Source organism: Aeromonas sp. A35_P (assembly GCF_002259925.1).
Taxonomy (GTDB): domain Bacteria; phylum Pseudomonadota; class Gammaproteobacteria; order Enterobacterales; family Aeromonadaceae; genus Aeromonas; species Aeromonas dhakensis.
This window is the reverse complement of the sequence record NZ_NEVB01000144.1, coordinates 1-23,358: the sequence shown is the minus strand read 5'-3', so window position 1 is coordinate 23,358 and position 23,358 is coordinate 1. Positions and strand designations below refer to the sequence as shown.

General features: G+C 65.0%; 16 protein-coding genes and 4 pseudogenes. 7 read left to right on the top strand and 13 right to left on the bottom strand.

The window, feature by feature from the left end; translation table 11 throughout:
• Positions 1–4: 4 nt before the first annotated feature.
• A complete protein-coding gene (locus tag CAK78_RS09720) occupies positions 5–1,819 on the bottom strand; it encodes an MOSC N-terminal beta barrel domain-containing protein (protein ID WP_094697134.1) in 1,815 nt (604 codons plus the stop codon).
• A 374-nt stretch (positions 1,820–2,193) separates the two neighbouring features.
• On the opposite strand from CAK78_RS09720, the pseudogene CAK78_RS09715 reads away from it, so the two are divergent.
• Together CAK78_RS09715 and nifJ are read left to right on the top strand one after the other, a co-directional pair.
• Positions 2,194–3,839: pseudogene (locus CAK78_RS09715) on the top strand (NAD(P)-binding protein).
• Positions 3,836–7,412: pseudogene (gene nifJ / locus CAK78_RS09710) on the top strand (pyruvate:ferredoxin (flavodoxin) oxidoreductase). The pseudogenes CAK78_RS09715 and nifJ overlap by 4 nt, the downstream one beginning before the upstream one ends.
• A gap of 73 nt (positions 7,413–7,485) precedes the next feature.
• Here the strand turns inward: nifJ and CAK78_RS09705 are convergent.
• Complete coding sequence (locus CAK78_RS09705; RefSeq protein ID WP_094697133.1) at positions 7,486–9,990, bottom strand: penicillin acylase family protein; 2,505 nt, start codon at positions 9,988–9,990, stop codon at positions 7,486–7,488.
• Positions 9,991–10,178: 188 nt separating this feature from the next.
• On the opposite strand from CAK78_RS09705, the gene CAK78_RS09700 reads away from it, so the two are divergent.
• Positions 10,179–11,294: a helix-turn-helix domain-containing protein gene (locus CAK78_RS09700; protein ID WP_094697132.1), complete on the top strand. Its 1,116-nt coding sequence runs from the start codon at positions 10,179–10,181 to the stop codon at positions 11,292–11,294.
• 76 nt (positions 11,295–11,370) lie between these two features.
• Here the strand turns inward: CAK78_RS09700 and CAK78_RS09695 are convergent, their stop codons facing one another.
• From CAK78_RS09695 to CAK78_RS09670, 6 genes and pseudogenes are all read right to left on the bottom strand, one after another.
• Positions 11,371–11,586, bottom strand: coding sequence for a YdcH family protein (locus CAK78_RS09695; protein WP_005299061.1), 216 nt, complete (start codon positions 11,584–11,586; stop codon positions 11,371–11,373).
• Positions 11,587–11,872: 286 nt separating this feature from the next.
• The gene (locus CAK78_RS09690) at positions 11,873–12,463 is read right to left on the bottom strand and encodes a hypothetical protein (RefSeq protein ID WP_094697131.1); all 591 of its coding nucleotides are present in this window, start codon (positions 12,461–12,463) and stop codon (positions 11,873–11,875) included.
• Positions 12,464–12,474: 11 nt separating this feature from the next.
• Entirely contained in the window at positions 12,475–13,821 is a 1,347-nt protein-coding gene (locus CAK78_RS09685) for an MATE family efflux transporter (protein ID WP_042007156.1), read from the bottom strand.
• Between the two features lie 144 nt (positions 13,822–13,965).
• Positions 13,966–15,788: pseudogene (locus tag CAK78_RS09680) on the bottom strand (SulP family inorganic anion transporter).
• Between the two features lie 70 nt (positions 15,789–15,858).
• On the bottom strand, positions 15,859–16,428 hold the full coding sequence (locus CAK78_RS09675; RefSeq protein WP_094697130.1) for a nucleotidyltransferase family protein: 570 nt from the start codon (positions 16,426–16,428) through the stop codon (positions 15,859–15,861).
• Positions 16,418–16,675: a GNAT family N-acetyltransferase gene (locus CAK78_RS09670; RefSeq protein ID WP_005299077.1), complete on the bottom strand. Its 258-nt coding sequence runs from the start codon at positions 16,673–16,675 to the stop codon at positions 16,418–16,420. Before CAK78_RS09670 ends, CAK78_RS09675 begins: the two co-directional genes overlap by 11 nt.
• A 133-nt stretch (positions 16,676–16,808) precedes the next feature.
• Between CAK78_RS09670 and cysM the strand changes: the two genes are divergently transcribed.
• Positions 16,809–17,714 (top strand): cysteine synthase CysM, encoded by a 906-nt coding sequence (gene cysM / locus CAK78_RS09665; RefSeq protein ID WP_094697129.1) that lies wholly within the window; start codon positions 16,809–16,811, stop codon positions 17,712–17,714.
• Between the two features lie 165 nt (positions 17,715–17,879).
• The gene (locus CAK78_RS09660; protein ID WP_094697128.1) at positions 17,880–18,161 is read left to right on the top strand and encodes a hypothetical protein; all 282 of its coding nucleotides are present in this window, start codon (positions 17,880–17,882) and stop codon (positions 18,159–18,161) included.
• Positions 18,162–18,195: 34 nt separating this feature from the next.
• On the opposite strand, the gene CAK78_RS09655 is transcribed toward CAK78_RS09660, so the two are convergent.
• The 4 genes and pseudogenes from CAK78_RS09655 to CAK78_RS09640 form a co-directional block, all read right to left on the bottom strand.
• The gene (locus CAK78_RS09655; protein WP_094697127.1) at positions 18,196–19,380 is read right to left on the bottom strand and encodes an iron-containing alcohol dehydrogenase; all 1,185 of its coding nucleotides are present in this window, start codon (positions 19,378–19,380) and stop codon (positions 18,196–18,198) included.
• Positions 19,381–19,396: 16 nt separating this feature from the next.
• On the bottom strand, positions 19,397–19,912 hold the full coding sequence (locus CAK78_RS09650) for an SCP2 sterol-binding domain-containing protein (protein ID WP_094697126.1): 516 nt from the start codon (positions 19,910–19,912) through the stop codon (positions 19,397–19,399).
• A pseudogene (locus CAK78_RS09645) lies at positions 19,893–20,495 on the bottom strand (TetR/AcrR family transcriptional regulator). Before CAK78_RS09645 ends, CAK78_RS09650 begins: the two are co-directional and overlap by 20 nt.
• A 10-nt stretch (positions 20,496–20,505) precedes the next feature.
• Positions 20,506–21,936, bottom strand: a complete 1,431-nt coding sequence (locus CAK78_RS09640; RefSeq protein WP_094697125.1) for a coniferyl aldehyde dehydrogenase — start codon at positions 21,934–21,936, stop codon at positions 20,506–20,508.
• Positions 21,937–22,147: 211 nt separating this feature from the next.
• Here CAK78_RS09640 and CAK78_RS09635 point away from each other — a divergent pair, with 211 nt between their 5' ends.
• Entirely contained in the window at positions 22,148–22,441 is a 294-nt protein-coding gene (locus CAK78_RS09635) for a hypothetical protein (RefSeq protein ID WP_005299095.1), read from the top strand.
• A gap of 55 nt (positions 22,442–22,496) precedes the next feature.
• On the opposite strand, the gene CAK78_RS09630 is transcribed toward CAK78_RS09635, so the two are convergent.
• Positions 22,497–22,946 (bottom strand): C40 family peptidase, encoded by a 450-nt coding sequence (locus tag CAK78_RS09630; protein WP_005299102.1) that lies wholly within the window; start codon positions 22,944–22,946, stop codon positions 22,497–22,499.
• A gap of 198 nt (positions 22,947–23,144) precedes the next feature.
• On the opposite strand from CAK78_RS09630, the gene CAK78_RS09625 reads away from it, so the two are divergent.
• A partial coding sequence (locus CAK78_RS09625; protein ID WP_141214162.1) for a transposase occupies positions 23,145–23,358 on the top strand: 214 nt, incomplete at its 3' end.

Sequence of the window (23,358 nt, the reverse complement as noted above, 5' to 3'; positions counted from 1 at the left end):
CACCTTATTTGATGACGATGTCGGTGAGCGGCACGGCGCAGCAGGTGAGGATCTTGCCCGCGGCTCGCTCGGCGGCGGTGATGGCCGGGGCATCGGGGTGATCCACTTCACCCGAGACCAGGGTCTGCTTGCAACTGCCGCAGATGCCGGCGCGGCAGCTCCAGGGCAGCTCCACCCCCTGCTTGTGGGCCTGATCCAGCACTGTGCCCTGATTGTTGCCGGCAAACGCCTGCTCGCCGATGCGCAGTTGCACCGCCTGATGGGGGCGGGAGAGGGATAGAATGGCGCCGCCAAAGCTCTCCTGGCGGATCCGCCCGGCCGGCACGCCAAGGGCGGCCAGTCTGGTGGCCGCATCGGCCATAAAGCCGTGGGGGCCGCAGATAAACACTTCCCGCTGTTGCAACCCTTTGATCTGTTTGAGGTGAACATCATCCAGCCGCCCCTTGAGCCCCTGCCAGTGCGTATCGGGCTGGCTCAGGATCAGGGTGAGGGTCATCCCCTGCTGCGCCAGGGCGTGCAGCTCGCCGGCGGCGGGAATGTCCGCCTCGCTGCGGCACAGGTGCATGAAGTGCACGTCGCCAAGCTCCCCGCGCAAGGCCAGAGTGCGGGCAATGGAGAGCATGGGAGTGACCCCCGAGCCCGCCGAAAGCAGCAAGAGATTGCGATCCCGGCCCAGATGAAATTCGCCGGCGGGGTTGGCGGCCAGCAGACGGTCACCCGGTTGCAGCTGCTGGTGCAGCCAGTGGGAGATGCGGCCGCCCCCCACCTTCTTGACGCTGATGCTGTAACGCTCGGGCCGCTCTGGCGTGGAGCTCAGGGTATAGCGGCGCTGCAGGCGCTCGCGCCGCAGACCCAGGCCAATATCCAGGCTGATGGGCAGGTGCTGGCCCGGCAGATAGTCGGGCAGGGGCTCGCCATCGGCCGCCTCGAACCAGAAGGTCTCCAGATCCCGCGCCAGCGGCTCGCGGGCCACGCACACCAGCTCCCGTTTTTTGGGGGCTGCGTTGGGGTAGACAGGGGCGCGGGCGCGCTCCAGCACCTCGATCTCGCTGCCCGCCTCAATCCAGCCCTCGTTGAGGGCCACCAGGTTCTGACCGAAGTAGACCTCGCCATCCTCGCCGCGCCGGTAGCGGGTGAGGGTGGCCAGCGGCTCTTTCAGGGCATTGAAGCGATCCGTGCCCGGCTCCACCGTGGTCATGATGCAACGGCTGCAAGGCTTGGCCACCAAAAACTCCACCTCGCCGATGCGGATCCGCTTCCAGCCGTCCTCCTCGAAGGGGAGGGTGCCGCTCGCCACCAGGTTGGTGCGAAACTGGCTCATCTGGTGCAGCGCGTCGGATCTCAGGTTGAGATCTTCCAAAGAGGCCTGGCTTATCAGCAGCAGGGGGTAACCGTCGGCAAAGCTGACCCGGGTGCCGGTCTTCTCCCGAAAGCGGGCGGACTCTTTGCCAAGCCAGAGCAGTTGCACCGCCTCCCCCACCACCTTGCTCAGCCATGCATCGGCCAGGGCGTGGGTGTGCAGGGCGTTGAAGCTGTCTTTCCAGACACCGGTGGCCCGGGGCGCGCGGCTGAACCCGGTCTCTCGCAGGGTGAGCGGCTCAAAGCCCGGATAGCGCAGCTGCAGGCCGCCCTCGATGGGGGTGGCCACCACCTGCTGCAGCTGGGGATGGGTGCGGGCCGTGATGAAGCTGCCGTCCGGTTTGACCACCATGTAGCGGCGATCCCCCTGCAGTCCCTCTTCGGTGACCAGGGCGCGGGTCAGTGGCATGCCTGCCGTCGACTTGATGGGGTAGAGATGAATGCTGGCGAGTGTGGGCATGGCCGGGTCCTTGTGCGATGACGGTTCCAGTGCAGGAGAGAAGCGGGCGAACCCCGTTCCGTGCAGCAATGGTTGCAGGGATGGCGTTCACTCGGGGTCGCCGACGGTGCGGCGTCGTTTGGGGCGCGAGCCCGAGCGGAGTCCCTGCAGACGGGCAAGATGTTACACGGGTCACGTTGTACACTCCATACCTCATAAAGTGCAACATTTTTTGATCCTGATCCGTCATTCAGTACACAAATCAGTCCATTATCGAGTCAGCTTCCAGTTTCTGACGCTTTCGCTTCTTCCCTCTCCGGCCACCGTCCGCTTCGGTTAAACGGTATCAAGTGCATTCGGATGGGGCCTGTCACCCAAAAAGAAGAAAGCAATGTATGAGCAAACAACTGGATATGACCCCACAGCCGGATCTCTCCCAGAAGACGGGAACAGGCCCGGTCCGTACTCGGCTACCCGTCTGGCGGCCGGCCCTGCCACCTTGCAACCATGCCTGCCCGGCTGGCGAGAACATCCAGGCCTGGCTTGCCCTGGCCGAAGCGGGCCGTTTTGAGGCCGCCTGGCAGACCCTCATCGAAGAGAATCCCCTGCCTGCGGTCCACGGGCGGGTCTGTTATCACCCCTGCGAAAGTGCCTGCAACCGGGCCCAGGTGGATGATGCCGTCTCCATTCACGCCATCGAGCGTTTTCTCGGCGACGAAGCGCTGGCCAGGGGCTGGCAGCCTGCCGCCCCCGCGCCCGCCAGCGGCAAGAAGGTACTCATCATAGGCGCCGGCCCCTCCGGCCTCTCCTGCGCCTGGCACCTCAACCGGCTCGGCCATCAGGTGGAGATCCGCGAGGCGGGGCCGCTCGCCGGCGGCATGCTGCGCTTTGGCATTCCTGCCTACCGCCTGCCCCGCGAGGTGCTGGATCGGGAGGTGGCCCGTATTCTGGCCGCCGGGGTGACGTTGACCCTCAACCACAAGGTGGAGGATGTACTGCGCGAGCGCGACCAGGGGGGCTTTGACGCCGTCTTCATGGCCATCGGTGCCCATCTGGCCAAACGGGTCGACATTCCGGCCCGGGAGGCGGGCAAGATCCTCGATGCGGTGAGCTTCCTCGAGCAAGCGAGCCTGGCGGAGGAGCAGGGCTTGCCGCCACCCAAACTGGGACGGCGGGTGGCCATCTACGGCGGCGGCAACACCGCCATGGACGCGGCCCGCACCGCTCGCCGCCTCGGGGTGGATGAGGCGATGATCATCTACCGCCGCGACCGGGATCATATGCCGGCCCACGCCTTCGAAGCCGACGAGGCCGAGGAGGAGGGGATCAAGATCAACTGGTTGCGCACCATCCGCCAGCTCGACAGCACCAGCATAGAGGTGGAAGTGATGGCGCTCGATGAACAGGGCAAGCCGGTGCCCACCGGCCAGTTTGAAACCCTCGAAGCGGACTCCCTCATCCTGGCGCTCGGTCAGGAGGTGGACTTGAGCGTGCTGGAGAGCATCCCCGGCGTGCGGGTCAACAAGGAGGGGGGGTACAGGTTGGCGAGAACCTGATGACGGACGTACCGGGCCTCTTTGCCGGCGGCGACATGGTGCCCTCCGAGCGCACCGTCACCATCGCCACCGGGCACGGCAAGAAGGCGGCGCGCCATATGGATGCCTGGCTGCGTGGTCGCCTCTACCACAAGCCGCTCTCCTACCCGCTGGTGGGGCCCGAGCAGTTGCAGCTCTGGTTCCAGACCCATGCTCCCGCCAGCAGCCAGCCGGTCAAACCGCCCTCGGCGCGGGACGACTTTGGCGAGATCATCGGTGGACTGGACGAGACGGCTGCTTGCTATGAGGCGGCGCGCTGCTACTCCTGCGGCAACTGCTTCGAGTGCGACGGCTGTTATGGCAGCTGCCCCGAACAGGCCATCGCCAAGCTGGGACCGGGTCTGGGGTATCAGGTGGATGCCGAGCGCTGCACCGGCTGCGGTGCCTGCCATGACCAGTGTCCCTGCCACGCCATCGAGCTGCGCCAACCGGAGGAGTCCCAATGAAACATGAATTGATCATGGTCGATGGCAACGAAGCCGCGGCCCGGGTGGCGTACCAGCTGAGCGAAGTGTGCGCCATCTACCCCATCACCCCGAGCTCGACCATGGCCGAGCTGGCCGATGCCTGGGCCGCCGAGGGGCAGACCAACCTGTGGGGCAACATCCCCACCGTGGTGGAGATGCAGAGCGAAGGGGGGGCGGCCGGTACCGTGCACGGTGCCCTGCAGGCGGGGGCGCTGGCCACCACCTTCACCGCCAGTCAGGGGCTGATGCTGATGCTGCCCAACATGTACAAGATCGCCGGCGAGCTCACCTCGGCGGTATTCCATGTGGCGGCCCGTTCGCTGGCGGCGCAGGGGCTGTCGATTTTTGGTGACCATCAGGACGTGATGGCTGCGCGCAGCACCGGCTTTGCCATGCTCGCCTCCGGCTCGGTGCAGGAGGCGCAGGACCTGGCCTTGGTCGCCCACAGCGTCACCCTGCAGTGCCGGGTGCCCTTTATCCACTTCTTCGACGGCTTTCGCACCTCCCACGAGGTGAACAAGATAGTCGCGCTGCACAAAGATGAAATTCGGGCACTGATCGACAACGACTGGGTGCGTGCCCACCGCGCCCGGGCGCTCAACCCCGATCATCCGGTGATGCGTGGCACCGCCCAGAACCCGGATACCTATTTCCAGTCCCGCGAGAGCGTCAACCCCTTCTACGAGGCGGTGCCGGCGCGGGTGCAGCAGTGCATGGAGAGCCTCGGCGAGCTGACCGGCCGCCACTACCGGCTGGTGGAGTACCACGGCGCGCCCGATGCCACCGATGTCATCGTGCTGATGGGATCGGGGGCCCGCCACCGCCCGCACTACGGTGGACTGGCTCAACCGGCAGGATCGCAAGACCGGGGTGCTGGTGGTGCGCCTCTATCGCCCCTTCCCGGTACAGGCGCTGCTCGATGCACTGCCGCAGAGTGTGCGCCGCATGGCGGTGCTGGATCGCACCAAGGAGCCGGGCGCCGGTGGCGAGCCCCTGCTGCTGGATGTGCAGAGTGCTCTCATCGATGGCTTGCAGCGCGGCCTTATCAAGCGGCTGCCCTGGCTCAGTGGCGGTCGCTACGGCCTCTCTTCCAAGGAGTTCACCCCTGCCATGTGCGCGGCTGTGTTCGAGGAGTTGGCCTCCGAGGCGCCACGCCCGCGCTTTACCGTGGGGATAGTGGACGATGTGTCGGGCCTCAGTCTGGCCTGGCACCCCATCGGCGATCTGGAGCCCGCGAGCCGGGTGCGGGCGCTCTTCTTCGGCCTCGGCGCCGACGGTACCGTGGGTGCCAACAAGAACAGCATCAAGATCATCGGCGAGCTGGAGGGCTTCCACGCCCAGGGCTACTTCGTCTACGACTCCAAGAAGTCGGGCTCGCGCACCGTCTCCCACCTGCGCTTTGGCCCCGAGCCCATCGATGCCCCCTGGCTTATCGAACAGGCGAGCTTTATCGGCTGCCACCAGTGGGGCTTTGTCGAGTCGGTAGACCTGCTGGAACATGCCGCCGAAGGTGCGACCCTGCTGCTCAATGCTCCCTATGAGCCTGAGCGGGTCTGGGCCGAGCTGCCCGAGCGGCTGCGCGCCCGCATCCGTGCCCTCGATATCCGCCTCTACTGCATCGATGGGGATCGGGTGGCCGAGCGCAACGGCATGGGCAATCGCATCAACACCATCATGCAGACCTGCTTCTTCGCCCTGGCCGGTATCTTGCCGCGGGATGAGGCCATTGCGCTGATCAAGGAGAGCATCGAGAAGAGCTATGCTCGCAAGGGGCCCGAAGTGGTCGAGCGCAACTTCGCGGCGGTGGACGACACCCTGGCTCATTTGCATCAGGTGGCCATCCCGGCCGGTGAGGAGCAGATCAGCGACTATCCGCTGCCACTGGCACCGGGGGGCAGCGAGTTTGTCCAGCGCGTCACTGGCGAGATGCTGGCGGGGCGTGGCGATCGCATCCCGGTCTCCATGCTGCCGGTGGACGGCACTTACCCCACCGCCACCAGCCGCTTCGAGAAGCGGGATATCGCCCGCGAGATCCCGATCTGGAATTCGGATATCTGCATCCAGTGCGGCAACTGCGTCTTTGTCTGCCCCCACGCGGCGCTGCGGGCCAAGTTCTACCATCAGGACTGGCTGGCGAGTGCCCCCGAGGCAGCGCAGTCGGTGCCCATCACCGCCAAGGGTTTCCCCGACAGCCGCTACACATTGCAGCTCTACCCGGAAGATTGCACCGGCTGCGGCCAGTGCGTGCAGGCCTGCCCGGTGCGGGCCGGAGAAGATGAGAGCCATGAGGGCGTGCGTGCCATCGCCATGATGGACAAGGCGCCGCATCTGGCTGGCCAGAAGCAGGCGCTGCGCTGGTTCGAGAGCCTGCCCTGGCCTGCTCGCGAGCGGGTGGATTTCTCCACGGTGCGCGGCACCCAGTTCCTCGAGCCCCTGTTCGAGTTCTCCGGTGCCTGCGCCGGCTGTGGCGAGACCCCTTACCTCAAGCTGCTGACCCAGCTGTTTGGCGATCGCATGCTGGTGGCCAACGCCACCGGCTGCTCCTCCATCTACGGCGGCAACCTGCCGACCACCCCCTGGGCCAAGAACGGCGAAGGGAAGGGGCCGGCCTGGTCGAACTCACTGTTCGAGGACAACGCCGAGTTTGGCTTTGGTTTTCGTCTCACCGCCGACCAGCATCACGGTCAGGCGGTGGTGGCCCTCGAAGCAATGAAGGGGGAGCTGGGGGTCGAGCTGGTGGAGACACTTGTCAGTGCCCCGCAGCGGCTGGAGTCGGAGATCCGCGCCCAGCGCACCCGGGTTGCGCAAGTGCGCGAGCGGCTGGAGGAGGTGAAATCCGGCAAGGCTCGCGAGCTGTTCTCGCTTATCGATCAGCTGGTGCGCCGCTCGGTCTGGATAGTAGGCGGCGATGGCTGGGCCTATGACATCGGCTCATCAGGGCTCGATCACGTGCTCGCCTCCGGCCGCGATGTGAACGTGCTGGTGATGGATACCGAGGTCTACTCCAACACCGGCGGCCAGATGTCGAAATCGACCCCGCTCGGTGCCGTCGCCAAGTTCGCGGCGGGGGGCAAGACGCTTGCCAAGAAGGATGTGGCGTTGCAGGCCATCGCCTACGGCAACGTCTATGTTGCCCGCATCGCCTTCGGCGCGAACCCGCAGCAGGCGCTGCAGGCCTTGCGTGAGGCGGAGGCCTATCCGGGCCCGTCGCTTATCATCGCCTACAGCCACTGTATCGCCCACGGCATAGATATGGAGTTTGGCCTGACCCAGCAAAAACGCGCCGTCGCCTCCGGTCACTGGCCGTTGATGCGCTACAACCCGGTATTGCGCAGTGCCGGGCAGAACCCCTTCAGCCTCGACAGCCTGCGCCCCTCCATTCCGCTTGCGGAATACCGCCAGGAGGAGACCCGTTATCGGGTGCTGGCCCAGAGCCATCCAGAGGAGGCCGAGCGGCTGATGCAGGTGGCGCAGCAAGTGGCGTGGCAGAAGTGGGCCACCTACGAGGAGATGGCCACCCGCGAGGCCAGCCAATTCCATCCGCCGGTGTGAGGATGGGGCGAAACAGGTATGACAAAGCGGGCCATTGGCCCGCTTTTCTTATGACTGGATTGACTGGGTTCGCTCAGGGGCTGGTGGTACGCAGTACCTTGAGGTGCAGGGTGCGCTCCTGGTGGGCCGCTATCTCCTGCTCGGTGAAGCGCATGGGCTGCCACTGCTGACGGGCGAACAGCTCGGTCTGATCGGTGAAGTGCGGGCTCTCGGGGTCATGGGACTGGCCGTAGCTCAGGAAGCGCTCCGCCTTGGGGCCGGCGTCATCGAACTGCAGGGCCAGCACGAAGCTGGAACCGTAGTTGGCGCGATAACGCAGCTCGGGCTGGCCGTCACCGTCGTCATCCAGGCTGCGCAGCGTGGTGCCTGCCACGGCCTTGCCGGTCACTATGTTGGCGAGATCCGAGCTGCTGCGCGAAGGCAGGTTGGTCTGCACCATGTTGAACATGCCCTCGAACGAGTTGCCTCCCGGCAGCGCGATGGGGGTCAGCCCGGCCGCTTTTTGCACGAATTGCAGTGCGCCGAGTTCGGCATCCGGCGCGATACCCGCCGCCTGCAACCGTTGCTGGGCCTGGGCCAGTGCCAGCAGGGCCGGGTCTTCATCCGGTGCACCGCTCCAGGGCGCCAACCCGCGCGGGGTGGTGGCGCCATGGGCCGGATCGAAGGGGATGGCAAACAGGGCATCCTTGATGTCTCTGTGGCCGCTGGTGCGAAACGCCGTCAACCATTCGCGCATCAGGTGAGCCCCCCGGCTTTCAAGCTGATACTCGCCATCCCAGTTGGCGAGCGCGTTGCAGCTCGGCGTCAAGTCCAGCGGGCCGCTGGTCAGCAGGATCTGCGGGTGTGCTTGGCAGCGTGCCACCAAGGGGTCTCTGAGCTCGCGGGCAAACAGGGAGCCGTTGTGGGTCAGTACCTGCTGCAGTGTCTGCAGGGTGAAGCGGCGATCAGCCCCGGTCAGTCCCATGGTATCGGGGGTGCTGATGAGCTGGGCGTTGTAGCGGGTACGCGGGCTGCGCACCGTCTGCTCCGGCCCGTAGAGAATGGAGTATCCCTCCAGCGGGGCCGCCAGGTTGGTCAGCCAGTGGCTGCTGTTGGCGTTGTAGACGTAGTCGCTGCGAGTCTGGCGGGGGGCCTGGCTGAGGGGGACAAGGCCGGGAGCCCGGGTCTGGCCGCTGTCGACCCACTCGAAATCGGGATCGTTGCCCGGCAACAGCACGCTGCCCTCGCCATCCAGCCAGATGGGGGCCAGTTGCGGCGTCTGGGAGGCGGCTCGCCACCAGGCCTCCGCCTTGGCGCCGAGGCGGGGAACCTGGGTGGCATCCACATAGCTGGCCTGGCCCGTCTTGTCGACGAGCAGGGTATTGACCCAGGGCACCCCCTGATGCTCGGCCAGCGCCTCGAAGAACGCCGGGGTGCTTTGGGCCCTGGCCATGGCCAGCCACTGTTCCAGCATCTTGTAGTTGCCGGCGTTGGCATCGCGGAAGCTGACGGCGCTGCTGCTGGTCCAGCCCAGGGTGGGCGAGAGGGAGGCGAGGTTGACCATGGGGCCGAAATGGCTGGCATAGACGGTCTGGACATGGGGCTGCAGGCTGCCATCGGCCTGGCGTACCTGTACGGTGATCTCTTTCTGGCTCATCTCCCGCCACTGGTCGCCGTAGCGGTAACGCAGCGGATTGGCGGGATCCAGGGTGAGCTGATAGAAGGTGAAGCGTTTGGACTGGGAGACGGTGTGGGTCCAGCCCAGTTGCTCGTTGAAGCCGATCAGGATGGCGGGAAAGCCCATCATGGTGGCACCGGTCACATTGAGTTTGCCCGGGATCTGCAGGTGCTGTTCAAAGAATCTGAGCTCGCCATCCCAGGGGAAGTGGGGGTTGCCGAGCAGCAGGCTGTTGGCGTTGCTGCTGCGATCCGCCCCCAGCGCCCAGCCGTTGCTGCCGATCCCCTCCGAGGTGAGCTGCGAGACGGGATCCAGCGCCGGGGCGGGCAGGGCGGCACGTCCCTGTGCACCGGCAGTGGCGGGGGGCTGGGCGCTGGCCATGGCACTGATAAAGCTGCGGCCGCTGGCCAGCTGGGCAAGATCCAGGTGATAGGCCAACAACTGGACCGGGGTGATGGGTTCGACCCACTCGGCCCCGCGGCAGGGGGAGGGGTAGTCCGCCGGGCCGGCGCGGCCGGCAAGTGAGTGGTTGAACCCCGCCACATAGCCTTCGACAAGGTCACGGGCATCCGGCGCCAGCTTGCCATACAGGGCCGCGGCCTGGGCAGGCAGGTCGAGCGCGCGATAACCCACGTCGGAGAGCAGGTTGCGCTGCTGCTCCCCCGCGCCCAGCCAGCGGGATTTCTCTCCCCGCAGCTTCATGATCTGCTCGCTCAGGGTGCAGAGGTTCTCTTCGGCATGGGCGTAGCCGGCCCCGAAGCCCAGGCTGGCGTAGTCGTTCGCCTTGATGTGGGGAACACCCTGCTCCGTGTAGGTGAGGGTGACGTCGTAGTGGCGAGCAGGATCCGGCTCGCTGTTGTTCTCCTGGCAGCCGGCCAGTACGAGGCAGCCGAGCAGGGTTAGGGGAAAATGGGTTTTCATCCTAGTTCCTTCTGTGGTCCTGACTTGTTATTGTTCTGTTGCTTTTCAGCCGCAGGCGAAGGTATTTAAGCGCAGCGGTTTCATCTCTGTCGCCTCGCTGGATGGAACCGGTCATTGGTTGGAAAACATAATAAAAACAAGGGTAAACAGGTACGGCTCGATGGCGCCGCACCTGCAGGAGGACGCATATGCAGTGGGAAGAAGTGGCCGCCGTGCTCAGTCTGAGCCTGACCGGCATGTTGCTGCTGGCCACGCTCGGCTGGCTGCGCCGCATGCGACGGGATGCCGCCGCCGGTTATCTGCTGGCCCTGCTCAGCCTGAGCGGCGTGCAGGCGCTGGAGTATCTCTATCACCAGCAGCAGTGGTTTCTGCAGTGGCCCCATCTGCTCAAGCTGGCCGATCCCCTGGTGGTGATGTTGCCGTTCTGCCTGTATGGCTATATCAGGGCCCTGCAGGGGGAGTCGGTACTCGGTTGCTGGCGTGAGCGGCTGGTGCACGGCTTGCCAGCGCTGCTGGTGATGGGGCTGGCGCTGCCCTATTGGTTGCTGCCGGGGGCCGACAAGGTGAGCTGGATCCTGCTTGGCAAGCAGGGGGATGCGCTGTGGCCCGGAATCACTCTCTATGGCAACCGCTATCTGGCCTGCATCGCCCTGCTGGGGCTGGCCTACTGGTGGCAACAACGGCACCTGGGGGTAACCAGCCGCAAACCGGCGCTGCGGGCCTGGGTCGCCCAGTTGCAGGGATTGCAACTGCTGGTGGCCTTGTTGTTGCTGGTGCGTATTGCCTTGAGCTGGCTCGGCTGGCCGCTCTCTACCGTCTATCTGCAGGCTCCCGTCACCGCCTATCTGCTGCTGCAGGTGCTGGCCCATGCCAGGCTGCCCCAACAGGGAGGCGCGCCTGAGGGGGGCGTGCGCGAGCGCGTCAATGACGCTGCATCGGAACCGGTTCGGGATGAGGGCCTGCGCCCCCTGTTCGAGGCGCTGGAGCGCCAGCTCGGGCGCGGTGCCTATCGGGATCCCGCCCTCTCCCTTGGCAAGCTGGCCGAGGAGTGCGGCCTGAGCCTTCATCAGGCATCCAGCGCCATCAACGCCTGTTCGGGGGGCAACTTCTACGACTGGCTCAATCGATATCGGGTGGCGGAGGCCAAGCGACTGCTGCAGGAGAGCGACGAGACGGTGGCCTCTGTCTGTTACCGGGCCGGGTTCAACAGCAAGTCCACCTTCAACAGTGCTTTTCGCCGCCATACCGGCCAGACGCCGAGCGAGTTTCGACGCCAGGGGGCGCAAGCGGCCGTCGCCTCCTGATGAGCGGCCAACAAAAAGCCCGGCGTCGGGCCGGGCTGGCAGGATAAGTTGCTTATCCAGGTATTCGTCGAGGCGTCTATTGTGGATGTTGTTTGAGGATGTCGTATATCTCCTCTTTCAGTTTGAGTTTCTGTTTTTTCAGATCCTTCACCTCGGCGCTGTAGTCGCTGGCGTGATGTTTCTCCAACTTTCTAATCTCCACATCCAGGTCGTTGTGCAAGTCAAACTTCTTTTGGAAATGGACATCACTGCTCTTCAGTTTCGAGATGAGCTCTCTGTACTCTGGGAACATGTAATGCGGCCTCCTTGGTTTCGTTTGATTGTGCCTGCAAGACCAAACTACCGCGTCCCCTGCGAGATAAATGTGATCCGGCTCCAATTCGGGACCAATGATTTGCTGCATTCGACGGGCGATTTTTAACTGTTTGAATCACAAGCTGATAAGGCTTTTATCGGTAAGCGGCGAGTCTGAAAAGTGCCGGATGGATCACAATTGTGACGACCGGATGACAGCCTGGGGCCGCCGGGCGGGCAGCAAAAAGGGGCGCAGGGCCCCTTCTTGGTAACAGGCGTCGCGTTTACTCTTTTTTCTTTTTCTTCTCGGGCAGCGGCTTGCCATCGCGGGCGATCACCTTGCCCACCTCGAAGCCGATCTGCGCCGCCAGCTCTTCCAGATCCGGTGACTTGGCTTCGTTGCCGATGGCGTACTGATAGTTGGCGATGGAGATCTTCTCGGCCACCGGGGTACCCGGGACGATGGGCTCGCGCCAGCCCTGGCCCACATGGGCCACCAGGGTACCGTTCATGATGAGCTCGCCGACGATCTCCTGGGTGGGGATGCCCTTGCCGTAGGTGAGGCCCTGCGGGTGCTTCTTGCCGACCAGGGGTTCGCTGCTTGCCGGCATCAGCTTGGTGCGGATCAGCCACTTGGGCGACTTGGTCTTGCCCACCGCCTTGCCGGTCTGGTACTCGTTGATCTTGATGGTCTTGATCATCTGGGCCATGAAGTCCTTGGTCAGCGCCTGCTGGGCCTCGCTGGTTTCATCGATGGCGATGGGGGCCACGTACCAGGTCTGGGCCGCCTGCGCCTTGGGGGCGGCGGGGGCGGTTTGTGCCATGGCGAGCGGGCTGAGCAGGATGGCCGCCAACAAGAGTCCTATCTTCTTCATTGTGATTCCGCTTATGTTTCAACAAGAATTTTGTTTTGCCAGCGACGACTGCGCCAGCGCCAGAACATGGCCAGACCGCGCACCCACTCGTCGCAGGCGAGCGCCAACCAGATACCGACCAGTCCATAACCCTGCATGATACCAAGGAAATAGGCCAGTGGAACGGCAATTCCCCACATGGAGAGCAGCGCCATGTAGAGCGGGAAACGGGCGTCACCGGTGGCGCGCAGGGCGTTGATCACCACCAGGTTGAAGGTGCGGCCGGGTTCCAGGATGAGGCTTATCAAGAACAGCTGCGCCACCTGGGTGATGATGTCGGCGTCATCGGTGAACAGGCTGATGATGGTGCGGCCGTTGAGGGCGGCGGCGAGGGCGATGAGCGCGGTGACGACGAGCCCCAGTTTCAGGCTCTTCATCAGCTGGGTGTAGGCCTGCTCGAAGCGGCGGGCCCCCGCCAGATGGCCGATGATGATCTCGTTGCCAAGGCCGATGGAGAGGCCGAACAGCAGGATGAACAGGCAGATCTGGAAGAAGTAGGACTGGGTCGCCAGCGCCTTGTCGCCGAGCAGGCCGACGAAGGCGGTCACCACCATGAACTGCAGCATCCAGGAGAGGTTCTCCCCGGCGGCCGGCAGACCGATGTGCAACACCTTGCCCAACATCAGCCGGCTGGGTTTGACGATCTCAGGCAGTTTCAGGTGGATGCCGGTCTTGCGCGCCACCAGCCACACCAGCAGCACCACCCCGACGATGCGGCCCGCCACCGTGCTGATGGCGACCCCGGCCACCCCGAGCTGGGGCAGGCCGAACCAGCCGTAGAGCAGCAGCAGGTTGCCGACGAAGGTGATGAGGTTGACGGTCAGGGTCACGTACATGGCCTGACGGGTGTGGCCGTGGGCGCGCAGGGTGGCGGCCAGGCAGAGGGCCGCCGCTTCCGGCAGCAGGCACAGGCCGATGATCTGCAGGTAGAGGGTGGCATCGCTCATCAGGTTGGCGGGCAGGTTCATCAGCGCCAGCATGGTACTGGCGCCGGCGATGACGCCGACGGCGGCCACCAGCCCCACCAGCAGGTTGAAACCGATGGCGGTGTGGATGACGACGCGGGCCTTCTCCTTGTCGCCGGCCCCCAGATACTGGGTGATCACCACGCTGGTGCCGATGCTGACGAAGCTGAACAGGGTGATGGCGAGATCGAACACCTGGTTGCCGACCGCGAGCGCCGCCACCCCCTGATAGGAGACGTGACCCACCATGAAGGTGTTGAGGGCCCCGGTCAGAAAGTGCAGGGCGAGATCGATAAACAGGGGCCAGGTCAGGGAGAAGAGAGTGCCCGGACCTGCGTGGGATTGAGTTTGCATGGGGTGTCCAAATACTGGGGATGGCCCTCGTCGGCGCCATCTGGACGGGCATTTAACACCAAGCGAGTGCGAGGCGCAATCGTGGCGGTGACCAAGAAGGGGAAGAGAGCGCGGGCCCTGCCGCAGGGGCAGGGCCGATCTTGGTCAGGCCGGGGTGGCGCCCGCCTCCTGTTCGCTTGGCAGGGTGAGGCGCGCCGAGTCGGGCAGGGCCTCATCCTGGGGCCAGCGCGACAGGATGGCCTCGGTGGTGCTCTCCACCACCTCTCATCCTTGAACACCGGCTCGCGGTAGCAGCGGGTCATGCGCAGCGCCTGATACATGTCGGGGCAGAGGATGATCCCCTCGTCACCGACCCGGATCCCGGCCTGCTTGAGCCACAGGCTCATCTGGCCGTGGCGGCCGGCCATCACCATGTGGATGCCGCGCCGTTTCAAGTCGCGGTGCAGCTCCCCCAGCATGCTCATCACGCTGATATCCTGGTGGGTGAAGCAGGCCACCGCGTCCACCACCAGGCATTTGGGGCTGTGGGGATCCTGTACCAGCAGCGCCAGCACCCGCCGCTTGAAGTAGGGGGCGTTGAAGTAGGTGAGCGGCGAGTTGAAGCGATAGACCAGGATGCCGGGAATGGCCTTGGCCTGCTCATTGTCCCCCAGGGTGCGTACCACGCCCTCGTCATCCATGCCGAGCAGCTGGTCGGTGGGGCGCATCACGTTGCGCAGGAACTGGAACAGCCCCAGCAGCACCGCGAGGGTGATGCCCGGAATGACCCCCATGGCCAGCACGCTGACAAAGGTGATGAGCGCCAGCCAGAAGGCGGAGCGGTCGGAGTGGCGCAGGGCCCACAGGCCGCGAAAGTCGGTGAGGGACAAGGATGCCATCACCAGCACCACCCCGAGGGCGGCGGTAGGGATGTATTGCAGCGGCGCCGTCAGGTAGAAGGTGACCAGGGCGATGACGGCGGCGGCGATGATGGAGACCAGCTGGCTTTTGCCGCCGTTGGCGTCATTGACCGCGGTGCGCGAATCGGCGCCGCTGATGGCAAAGCCCTAGGAGGCTGCCGCCGCCAGGTTGGCCATGCCCAGCGCCCGGAACTCCTTGTCCGCATCGATCTCGTAGCCGTTCTTGGCGGCGAAGCTGCGGGCGGTCAGCATCATGGAGACGAAGCTCACCATGGCGAGGTTGAGCGCCGGCAGCACCAGTTCCCGCATCAGGCCGGGGGGAAACTCCGGCATCTGGAAGGCGGGCAGGCCGGAGCCGATGGCGCCCAGGGTGGCGATGCCGAACCGGCCGAGATCGAGCGCCCACACCAGCCCCGCCGTCACCACCATGGCCACCATGGAGGAGGGCCAGGCGGGCTTGAAGCGTTTGGCCAGCAGCAGGGTGAGCAGGGCGGTCAGGCTCATGGCCAGGGTGGGCAGATGGGTCTGGGTGATGTAGCTGGCACCGCCGGCGATCCGCTCGATGAGGTAGCGTTCGCTGAAGGTGAAGCCGAAGATCTTGGAGAGCTGGCCCACCATGATGGTGATGGCCACCCCGTTGAGCAGCCCCATCAGGATCGGGCGGGAGAGAAAGTCCGCCAGCACCCCCAGCTTGAAGCGGCTGGCAATGAGGCACCAGAAGCCGGTCATGGCGGTCATGGTCATCACCAGCTGCCAGTGGCGGGTGGCGTCTCCGGCGGCCAGCGGGGTCACCACGGCGGCGATCACCGCGCAGGTGGCGGCGTCCGGGCCGACGATGAGCTGGCGGGAGGTGCCGAACAGGGCGTACACCAGCATGGGCAGGATGCAGGAGTAGAGGCCGACCAGCGGCCCCACCCCGGCCAGCTCCGCATAGGCGATGGCCACGGGCAGGGCCACCGCGGCGACCGACAATCCAGCGCGAATATCCGGCATCAGCCAGGCCCGCTGGTATTGCAGCAGGGCGGCGAGGCCCGGTAGCCAGCGTTCGAGTGAGAAGAAGTCGCGCATTATTTAACCCATTGAGTTACAAACAGCTTTTCCTTAGTGTGCCCAAGGTTATCGAAACATTGCAATCAGGTTATGGCCAGTTCACCACCAGGTCAGGCCAGAGCCGTTGCCACTCCTTGGCCTTGACCCGCTCGGTAAAGACCCGGCTCTCCTGGCGGCAGCGCGGGTTGGGATCCACCTGCAGGGACCAGTTGGGGGCAAAGCCGTAGGGGGCCAGCTCCACCCAGTGGTTGAGGGCCGACAGCGAGCTGGTAAACGGGGGAACTTGCTGGCGCAGATGCATGCGGGCCTGGTTGCGCACCTCCCACCGCTGGCCCGGCATCCTGGCGGCCAGCCAGGCTTCGTGATCGGCCTCCTGCAATCCCGTCGGATCAGCGCTGTCCAGATAGATAAGATCGATGTCGTTGAGGGCGGTCGGCGCCGATTTGTGGTGCAGGTGATCCCAGATGAGGTTACGGATAAAACCGGCCCCCAGCGCCCAGTCGGGCAGTGCCAGTTCACGGGCTGCCCAGAGGCAATCCATGCGCAGGTCATCGGCCCGCAGCAGGGCTTCGGTTTGCGCCTGCAGGTCGGCTTCCCGGGCTCCCGGGCGAAGGTTGAACGCTTGCGTGTGGTGACGCGTCTGGGGGTCAGCCGGCATTGCGGCGCAACCAGACGTCGATGTAGCTACAGCTCGGTACTATGGTGAGCCCTTCCGCCTGGGTCCAGTCGTAGAAGGTGCGCGCCAGCTGATCGGCGATCCCCTGTACCCTGAGCTCGGGCGGGACGAAGGTGCTGTAGGCGTCGATGGTCTTGGCGTCGAGCCGCCGGTAACGCAGCCTGGACTCCTTGCCATCCACCACACAGATGAATTGCTGCTGGTTGGCCTGATGAATGATCTCGCTCATGCTTGCTCCTCGGTACGGGGGATGGGTTATCTGACCATGTCGGCGCCCCTTTGCCAACTGTTTGGGGTCGCTTACACTGCGAGCCCGGTCGGGTACATACCCGCTAGCCAAGGTATAGAACAGTTCACGAAGGATGGATCCCATTATGGCTTTTGCCACGCTGGAAGAGTTGATCGGCAATACCCCCCTGCTGGCGCTGCGTCGCATCAATCCCCACCCCGGTGTCACCCTGCTGGTGAAGCTGGAGGGCAACAACCCGGCCGGCTCGGTCAAGGACAGGCCGGCGCTGAACCTCATCAAGTGTGCGGAGGCGAGCGGTCACTTAGCGCCTGGGGCCCGCCTCATCGAGGCTACCTCCGGCAACACCGGCATCGCGCTGGCCATGGTGGCGGCGGCGCGGGGCTATCGGATGCGACTCATCATGCCAAATACCATGAGCCAGGAGCGGCGCGATGCCATGCAGGCCTACGGCGCCGAGCTGGTGCTGGTGGAGGGGGGCATGGAGGCGGCGCGCGACCTTGCCCTGGCCATGCAGGCGCGGGGGGAGGGGCTGGTGCTCGATCAGTTCAACAACCCGGCCAACCCGGATGCCCATTACCTCTCCACCGGCCCCGAGATCTGGCGCCAGAGCGAGGGGGCGGTCACTCACTTCATTTCCGCCATGGGCACCACGGGCACCATCATGGGGGTCTCCCGCTACCTCAAGGAGCAGAACCCGGCGGTGCAGGTGATCGGCCTGCAACCGGCCGAGGGGAGCCAGATCCCCGGCATCCGGCGCTGGCCGGCGGCCTACCTGCCCGCCATTTTCGAACCCGCCCGGGTCGATCGGGTGCTGGACGTGACCCAGCAGGAGGCACTCGCCATGATGCGCCGGCTGGCGCGGGAGGAGGGGATCTGCTGCGGGGTCAGCTCGGGCGGCGCCGTGGCCGGCGCCTTGCGGGTGGCGGCAGAGATCAAACAGGGGGTGGTGGTGGCCATCATCTGCGATCGGGGGGATCGCTACCTCTCCACCGGGGTGTTCAGCGACGAGCAAGGCTGAGGGCTTGCGTCAGCACGATGATTAACATGATATGTATCAACAGCTTGCTGATACATTGCACTGTGTACCCCTTGTAACAATCAAGCCTGCCGGCAGGGTTGATTCCATTTGCCTCCTGTTTGACACTCGGCCTCTTTTGTTGACCGCTGCAAACAGGAGCGTCCCATGATCTTGCCTTCCTCTCTTCGTCTTTCTCTGCTTGGCCTCTGTCTGGCCACGGCAGGTTGCACCGTCGAACCCTATGCCTATCAGTGTGGCGACAAGCAGTGCTCGGTGACCGATCACAAGGGGCAGAAACAGGAGCGGCCGCAGGACGAGGTGAAACCCGTCTGGGAGCGCAAGCAGGAGCGGGAAGAGGCAGTGCGCCGCAACAAGGAGTCCATTTGGCGTGAGAAGACGCCCGAAGATGGCGGCAACTACGGCGCCGGCGCCACCATCCGCTGGTAACAGGTGGCCCCGCGAGGCGGGGCCGCCTTTGCGATCACTCCCAGGCCTGCTCCAGCAGGGCCAGCAGCTGGGCCCGGTCGGCATCCTTGCGGTTGTAGAGCAGGGCGCCGTCGTTGATGGCGAGGTCGCGGATCTCGGGCAGCAGCTCCTTGTCGGTGAGACCCGCCTCGCGCAGGGTACGCGGCAGCTTCACCGTCTCCCACAGGGTATTGCGCAGCGCCTGCAGCGCCTCGATGGCGGCCTGGGGCCGCACGGCGGCCGGGGTCGCGGCAAAGCGCTCGGCTCCTACCAGCGGCAGCAGCAGGCGAGCCAGTTCGGGGTCTATGCCCGGCCGGTTGTAGTCGAGCACGGTGGGCAGGAAGAGGTTCATGCACAGGCCGTGGGGCAGGTGGCAGCGGGCCCCCAGGCTGTGACCGAGGGCGTGCACCAGCCCCACCATGGAGTTGGAGAAGGCCATGCCCGCCAGGGTGGAGCCCTCTGCCAGTTGCAGCCGTAGCTGCTTGTTTTGCGGGTTGCTGAGTACCTGGGGCAGGGCGTTGGCGATCTTCTCCACCGCCATCAGGGCCAGGGCGTCGCTGACCGGGTTCTTGGCCGTGCCGATGAAGGCCTCGATGGCGTGGGTCATGGCATCCATGGCGGTGGCGGCGGTGATGTTGAGCGGCAGCCCCTGGGTGAGGCGCGGATCCAGCACCGCCAGCTGGGGCAGCAGGAAGGGGGAGGTAAAGGGCACCTTGCGCCCGCTCGCCTCATCCTTGATCACCGCCACCAGGGTCACCTCCGAGCCGGTGCCCGCCGTGGTGGGCACCACCGCCAGCGGCTGCAGCGGCCGGGTCAGGCAGCCGGCGCCGGCGTAATCGAGCAGCCGCGTCCCCCCCATGGAGGCGAGGATGTTGACCGCCTTGGCGGTGTCGATGACGGAGCCGCCCCCCAGCGCTACCAGGCTGTCACAGCCAAGCTCCCGGTGACGGGCCGCGATCCGCTCCACCACGGCGGTGGAGGAGTCGGCCGGGATCTCGTCCCAGATGGCGGCCACCGGCAGCTCTCCCTCGGCCAGCACCCCGGCCAGCAGGGTGGCGAGGCCAGTGCCGCTGACCCCCTTGTCGGTGAGCAGCAGCGGCCGGCGCGCCCCCAATCCCGCCAGCTCGCCGGCCAGTTGCTCCAGCGCTTGCTCCCCTGCGATCAGTTTGACCGGACAGAAAAAATCGTAATAGCGACTCATAGGCTCATCCTCTCGTTCAGCCGGTCAACAGACCCAGGTAGATGTGGCAGGCCCGGCTCAGCTTGTGGCTCGGGTCCGGATAGTGGCGCAGCAAGGGGCGGGCGATGAAGGCGGGCAGGATCAGCGCCTGCAACTGCTCCAGCGCGCGCACCAGGTGCATGGCGACGGTGAGATCCCCCTCCACCAGCAGGCGGTTCTCGCTGAACGCCTGATTGACCCCGAGCCGAAAGCTGAGGGCGCGAAAGGCGATGGCGGGATGCTTGAAACGTACCCGTAGCGGATGCAACCCGCCGGCATCGGGGGCGGGGCCGCTCTGCCAGCGGCCATCCGCCTTGTGAATGGTCAGCCCCTGGGCCATGCCGCCCACCTCCAGCCGGATGGTGAGCCCGTCCGGCAAGGGGGCCAGCTCCCGGCGTACCGCCTCGTCGACCCGGGCGGCGCGGCACAGGGTGCGGCCGATGATCCAGAGCAGGCTGGTTATCCAGAGACGGCGGCCCAGCGCCGCCAGGGTATCAAGGTTTTGGTTGTGCATCAGCGTGAGCTCCCGAGATGGCGGACCAGAACAGGGCGAAGGCACTGGCTTGCCAGTGAGCGTCCCGTCCCAGTTCAGGTTGGTCGACAAACAGGGAGGCGCAGGCCAGGAACTGGCCCTGGCACACCTCCAGCATCAGGGCCGGTGGGGCTTGCATCAAGTCGCCGCTGGCCTGGCCCTAGGCCAGCAGGCGAGGTAAAAAGCGCAGGGTGTCGCTCAAGATCTGGCTGCGCAGCGGGCGAGCCAGCAGGGGGGAGTGAAAAAAGCCCAGCACGAACTTGAGCTCGTGGGGGTGGGCCTGCATCCAGGCCATCGCCTGGCTCCAGTAGTGGTGCGTCTGCGCCTTGAGGGGCAGGGTGGCGTCAGCCTCTGTGATGGCTGCGCCGAGGCGCTGCTTGATGTCCTGATAGAGGCTCTGGATCAGCACCTCCTTGCTGGGAAAGTGGTGAAACAGGGTGCCATTGGCCACTCCCGCCGCCTTGGCGATGCGGGCGGTGGCGGCCCCCTGCAAACCATCTTCGGCGCACAGGGCAAGGGCGGCATCCAGGATCTGGCGACGCTTGTCGGTCACGGGCGTATTCATATTCATCTCGTCAACGTAAGAACAGGGCCATCATCAGCCGCTGGTGCCAGCGCCGATAGGGAGGGTGCACCATGGTGCCGGTGCTGAAGCGTCCCCGGCTCAGCACGGTCTTGGCCTTGGAGAAGGTGAGAAACCCCTCGTGACCGTGGTAGTGGCCCATGCCGGAGGCGCCGATGCCGCCGAAGGGCACGTCATCGGCCGCCACCTGGAACAGGCTGTCGTTGATGGCCATGCCGCCGGAGTGGGTCTCCCGGATCACCTTTTGCTGCAAGGCGGGATCCAGGCTCATCAGGTAGAAGGCGAGCGGGCGGGGCCGCGCGGCTATGTAGGCGAGCGCCTCGTCCAGCGAGTCATAGGGCACGATCGGCAGCAGCGGGCCGAAGATCTCCTGCTGCATCAGCTGGCAGTGGCTGGGCACCTCGGTCAGCAGATGGGGTAGCAGGCGGTGGGCGCCATCGTCGCGAGCCGGGCTGCCACAGGGGTGGATCTGGGCGCCTGCCCGCTCGGCTTCGGCGAGCCAGCCGGTGAGCCGCTCATACTGGCGGCCATTGATGATGGAGCCGTAATCCGCGCTGGCCAGCCCTTGGGGATAGAGACGGGCGAAGTGATCGCGATAGGCCTCGACAAAGGCCTGCTCCTGGCCGCGCGGCAACAGCACATAGTCGGGGGCGACGCAGATCTGGCCGGCGTTGAGGCTCTTGCCGAAGATCATCCGCTCCACCGCCAGCGCCAGCGGCATGTCGGGGGCGATGAGGCAGGGGCTCTTGCCGCCGAGCTCCAGAGTGAGGGGGGTGAGCTGGGGGGCCGCCGCGGCCATCACCAGCCGGCCCACCGCGGTGGAGCCGGTAAACAGCAGGTGATCGAAGGGCAGGGCGCTGAAGGCGGCCGCCACCTGGGCGTCGCCCTCTATCACCATCACCTCGCGCTCATCGAAGACGCCGTCCAGCAGCTCGCGCAGCACCCGGTTGGTATGGGGGGTGAATTCGGAGAGCTTCAGCATGGCGCGGTTGCCGGCGGCGATGGCGCTGATGAGGGGGCCGAGGCTCAGCATCACCGGGAAGTTCCAGGGCACTATGATGCCGACCACCCCGAGCGGCTGATAGAACACCTCCACCCGGGCCGGCGCCAGCAGCAGGCCGGTGTGGCGGCGGTGCGGGCGCATCCAGCGCTTGATCCGTTTCTGGGTGTAGTTGATCTGCATGACGCAGGGAAGGATGTCGGCAATCATGCTGTCGTAGTCGCTGCGCTGGCCATAGTCTTTGGCCAGGGCGTCGCACAGCGGTTGCTTGTGGGCGATCAGGGCGCGCTTGAGCTGGCTGAGGTGGGCTCTGCGCTCACTCAGGCTCGGCATGGGATTTTGCTGACAGGCCTCTCTGAGTTTGGCCAGTCTGGCCGGGAGCGACAACTTGTCGGCGGCCTCCTGCAACTGCATCGCTTCCATGGCATACCCCGCTGGTGAATGGACCGACTGATTGGTCGGTCTAAATCTAGCTGTGTGTTAATCAAATGTAAAGTTCGGTGCGCCGGTTTGGTATGGTGTGCGGGTGACTCACCCGGCGACTGTGCTGGCTACCACATTTTCGTGGATCCAGGGTTGGTGAGTTATCCAATAAGAGGTAGTTTTGGCTATCAATCGACAAGGAGAGAGCACGATGACCAGGGAACTGAACAGCTTGTTGGCCCGCCTCGAGGATGTGGTCGAGCGGATGCCGGATTGCTTCAACACCTATGAATTTGCCCAGAAGCTGGCGCTGCAGCATCAGCGCGAATTTTTTGCCGCGGGTCACTCCCTGGCCGAGCAGGAGGGGCGCCTGCTGCGGGTGCTGCACGAGAAGATTGCGGAAGCCCTGGCCGGCAGCGACAAGGTGATCGAGGGGGCCTTGTTGCCCTGCGTGACGCCCTGGGGGGAGCGGGCCACCTCGCCGCGCTGGCATCGCAAGCACTGAGCCATCCACTGGATCAACAACAGGGCCCGTCGTGGGCCCTGTTGTTTTATGGCGGTCATTGGGTGAGGCGGCGCGCCTGCCAGTAGCGGCTGTTCCAGTAGACGTTGTCGAGGCGCGAGCGGATCACCCCCTTGCTGGTGGAGGCGTGGATGAACTCCCCGCCGCCGGTGTAGACGCCGACGTGGTATTGCTGCCAGCCGGTCTTGAAGAAGACCAGGTCGCCGTGCTGCAGCCGGTAGCGATCGACCGGCCGGCCCAGGTTGGCCTGGGATTCGGTGGTTCTGGGCAGATTGAACCCCATCACCTGCTGATAGGCGAGCTGGGTAAAGGCGGAGCAGTCGAGACCGGCTCGATCCGAGCCCCCCATGCGATAGGGGACGCCGCGCCACTGCTGATAAAAGCCTTCAAAGGCGCTGCTCTGCTGGCGCGGTGGGGCAGGTTCGGGCGTGCTGGAACAAGCGGCCAGCAACAGGGCCAGCAGGGGCAGCAGCAACTTGCAATCCATGGGGGCTCCTTCGAGACGACAACCTCTCCATCATAAACGGGGTTTGGGGCTCGAACATAGCCTGGCCTGCAATAAACCGCCTGTTGCTACCTCAAAAGAGGCGAAAATGGAGAGGGCTATTATATTACCTGATTACCCATGATTAGCAGTCACCCCGAACTATACTGATCTTATGCACAGTTATCGAGGAGCGAGATCATGGCCAAAAGCAAAGTCCAATTCCAGAAAGGCTACAGCCTGTTTGAGCTTCTCAAGGACTATGGCACTGAAGCTCAGTGCGAAAACGCGTTGTTCACTTGGCGTTTTCCTCACGGCTTTGTCTGCCCTGAATGTGCCAACAAGACCTGTTGTCACCTGAAAAGTCGGCCACGCGTGCTGCAATGCAATCACTGCCATCACCAGATGTCATTGA